Genomic DNA, 3,482 nt, shown 5'->3' with positions numbered 1-3,482 from the left:
AGACTTTGGCAAAGTTCGCCGATCCGGAGCAGAACCTAGTGAGCCAGTATTTTAGGAAAGGAACGGCACGGCTGAGGCAGGAAGGGGAGCAGTTTTTTCTAGAAACCGATCGGGGCTTGTCGATCGCCCTCCAAACCGACTTTCCTGCTTATGAGGTGCTGGCGCAGTGCGATTTGTGCCTGACCACAATCGGAGCAAATACGGCAGAACTGGGTTCGCTGGCAGTGCCCATGATCGTGGTGATTCCGACTCAGCAGCTTGATGCAATGCGGGCATGGGATGGCATTCCAGGATTACTCGTGAACCTTCCGGGAGTCGGCTCAATGATGGCAATGCTAATCAACGGCTGGTTTTTACGGAAAAAGCGATTGCTGGCATGGCCCAACATCTGGGCGGGAGAGGAAATTGTGCCGGAGCGGGTCGGACAACTTCAGCCCCAGCCGATCGCTCAGGAGGTGTTAGATTTGCTCGACCATCCTGAGAAGCTGTCGCATATGCGCGATCGATTGCGGCAGGTACGGGGGAAACCAGGCGCGGCAGAGCGATTGGCGGGCATTGTGCGAGAAGAAATCATGCAGAATGCGGAATACGGAATGCGGAATTGAAGCCTTCTCCGTCGCAAGTTCCCAACCTTCCAAATGGTCTGACAATTACGAATTGCAAATTACCAATTCCGAATTACCTTTGGTATCATGCAACCGAACTGCTGCATCCCCTGAGTCGTCGCTATGTCTTTTCTCTCAATTACCTACGGTTTGTTTTTGCTGAGTACGTTGGGAGTGTTCTGGGCGGTTGTCCCTTTAGGGCACTCTGAAACAACCGGGAAGCGATCGTTTCAGCTCTGGGTGATCCTGATTGCCAGTCTGGTGTTTTACAGTTCGCTGCAAATTCAGTATGTGCCGCTGCTGCTAATGTTGACGGGCATTACGTTTTATATCGGGCGGGCGATCGGCGCACCGATGGACTGGCGGGTAGACGATGACGAGTGGCAGTTTGCTCAGCAGGATTGGAACCAGCGACGGCTGAAGCTGCTCTGGGTGGGCATTAGTTTGAATCTGCTCTTGCTGCTGGGCTTTAAGTATGTGCCGTTTGTGCTGGAGTCCGTTGGCGCATTAGGAGCGACCGGGGCACCAGCACAGGCAGACTGGGTAAAAACGAATATTATTGCGCCGTTGGGGATTAGCTTTTTTAGCTTTGAGTGCATTGCCTATCTGGTAGATGTCTACCGGGGTGCGCCTGCCACCCATGATTTTTTGAAATTTGCGACGTATAAGCTGTTTTTTGCCAAGTTTATTTCGGGTCCGATTACCCGCTTTCATCCGTTTGCGGCTCAGCTTCAAACCCTGCGGTTTCCGATGCCGAGCCAAATGGCAGAGGGGCTATGGCTGATTGCGTCGGGCGCGGTAAAAAAACTCTTGCTGGCAGATCATTTGGGGACGATCGTTGGCTTGATTTTTGGCAATATCGAACGCGCAGGAAGCGGCGATTTGTGGCTGGCAACATTTGCCTATGGACTACAGCTTTATCTCGACTTCAGCGGCTATGTGGATGTGGCACGTGGCAGTGCCCTGCTGATGGGTATCGAGCTACCGCAAAACTTTGACTTTCCCTACTTTTGCACGAGCATTGCTGACTTTTGGCGACGCTGGCACATCACGCTAGGCGACTGGCTGCGAAATTACCTTTATTTCCCGCTTGGCGGATCGCGTCAGGGCATTGCCCGCACTTGCTTGAACCTGATTATTGTCATGCTGCTAGCCGGCATCTGGCACGGAGCCGCCTGGGGCTTCATCGTTTGGGGCTGTTTTCACGGGCTGGCACTGGTGGTTCATCGCCTCACCGATGCGTTGTCCAAGCAGTGGCACTGGCTCGGCATCTTCTGGAAAACCGTTCCGGGCATCTTGTCTGCCTGGACGATGACACAGCTCATGGTGTTTACCACCTGGATTTTCTTCCGACTGCCCAACCTGAAAGATTCTGGGCTGGTAATTTCGCGGCTATTTGGGCATGCAGGCGACATTCAGTTTGCCCAAAAGGTATATGTCGAAACGTTGCAAATCGATCGCCTTCACCTTGCCTTACTACTCTGGGCGATCGTTGTCGGAATGGGTATTGCCTATCTGTTTTATCGCGGCTTGAAGCTTCAGCTCAACTGGGCCGTCAAACTCATGCTGGTTCCACTCTGTCTGTTTGCGGCGTGGCTACTTGCCCCCAATGAGAGCCAGCCCTATATTTACTTCGATTTTTAGATGGGTGGCTGGTTAACCCCACTCATTTAGCTCTTTCTGCAAAAAGGGATCGATCGGCTGACCGTCTTTGCGCTTGAGCTGAATTTCGATCGCCTTAATCAACCCCGAATCTGCCGGAGCAGGTCGCTCGTGAAAAATCACTTCATACTGGTTAGGGTCTTCGTTGCGCTGACGCAGCCAGTCCTGCACTCTAGTCGTGGCAAAAAAGGATTGCCCCTGCTCAAACATACGGCTGACTTGGAGCTGGAGGCTGAAGGGATTGTAACGCGGCATCGGCTGTTGCCCTATCTGTAACAAACGTATTTCCTATCTTAGAGGATGTTTGAAAAGCGATAGCGGTCTCAAAGTCCCACAATTTGGGGGATTTAGGGGGCGGTGTAGGACAATTAACGCTATTCAAACAGCCCTCAATTGCTCTGCTCTGATGCTTCTTAATGGGTCTAGCGCGACTCTGTAAACCTTATTCCATCATCTCCCGTACTGCCTCCACTCGATCGCTATAAAGCTGAATCTGGGTTTGCAAAATCGAGAAATCAAACAGGCGTGAGTGACCCTGACGGGCGGCGATCGTTGTCCAAGCCAGCACAATCCCAGCAGAGACAATCACGGGGACGATAAAGCTTACCAGCAAATCGCCTGCAAAAGGCAGGGAAGTCCAGGCAGTGAAATCTGGTTTGGGAAAGAACAAGGCTCCGGCAGCAATGCCGATGACTGCACTCCAGAACGCAATCATTCCGGTGATCTGGCGAGCATAGAGCCCGTAAATCACGGGGAAAACGGCTCCCGCGCAAACCAGATCAGCCAGCAAAAACAGATACAGCACATTAAAGCCCTGAGCCGCAATGACGATCGCCGGAAGCCCGATCGCTACGGTGATCAGACGCGAGGCACGCAATAAGCCGCTGGTTTGCAAGTGGGGCATCAGCCGCATCAGATCCACTGTGAACAGACTGGCAACGGCGTTTAGCAGCGAAGACATAGTACTCATCACCAACGCCAGTGCCAGCACCAGCACACCCATGAGGAACCAGACAGGCAACTCTAGCCGCTCTATCAGCGAGAAAAAGGCGCGATCGTCGGTAAAGCCAAAGTGCATCGCCAAAATGCCCAGCATGCCTGCAAGCAACAGCATTGGCCAAATGACCAAAGACGATCTCAAAAAAGACCGCCGCACAACGGTATTAGTTTTGCAGGCATAGACCCGTTGCCAGTTGCCCTGGTTAAACATTTCGG

General features: G+C 52.6%; 3 protein-coding genes and 1 pseudogene. 2 read left to right on the top strand and 2 right to left on the bottom strand.

The features are described from left to right. Nucleotides 1-605 (top strand): annotated as a pseudogene (locus H6F80_RS03660) (lipid-A-disaccharide synthase); the annotation flags it as partial. A 123-nt stretch (nt 606-728) separates the two neighbouring features. Beyond that, nucleotides 729-2,249 (top strand): MBOAT family O-acyltransferase, encoded by a 1,521-nt coding sequence (locus H6F80_RS03655; RefSeq protein ID WP_190790253.1) that lies wholly within the window; start codon nt 729-731, stop codon nt 2,247-2,249. A 12-nt stretch (nt 2,250-2,261) separates the two neighbouring features. Here H6F80_RS03655 and H6F80_RS03650 read toward each other — a convergent pair whose 3' ends face one another. After that, nucleotides 2,262-2,522 (bottom strand): hypothetical protein, encoded by a 261-nt coding sequence (locus H6F80_RS03650; protein WP_190790252.1) that lies wholly within the window; start codon nt 2,520-2,522, stop codon nt 2,262-2,264. Nucleotides 2,523-2,709: 187 nt separating this feature from the next. Then, nucleotides 2,710-3,482, bottom strand: a 773-nt coding sequence (locus H6F80_RS03645; protein WP_518523508.1) for a sodium:solute symporter family transporter, incomplete at its 5' end; no start/stop codon positions are given.

The organism is Leptolyngbya sp. FACHB-711, from assembly GCF_014695615.1.
In the GTDB taxonomy this organism is placed as follows: Bacteria; Cyanobacteriota; Cyanobacteriia; order Elainellales; family Elainellaceae; genus Leptolyngbya_A.
Note: the sequence above shows the minus strand (reverse complement) of the source record. Positions and strands in the feature narration are given on the sequence as shown.

Coding starts and splice junctions, on each gene's coding strand:
- H6F80_RS03655 (WP_190790253.1), top strand. CDS start 729: ATGTCTTTTCTCTCAATTACCTACGGTTTGTTTTTGCTGAGTACGTTG.
- H6F80_RS03650 (WP_190790252.1), bottom strand. CDS start 2,522: ATGCCGCGTTACAATCCCTTCAGCCTCCAGCTCCAAGTCAGCCGTATG.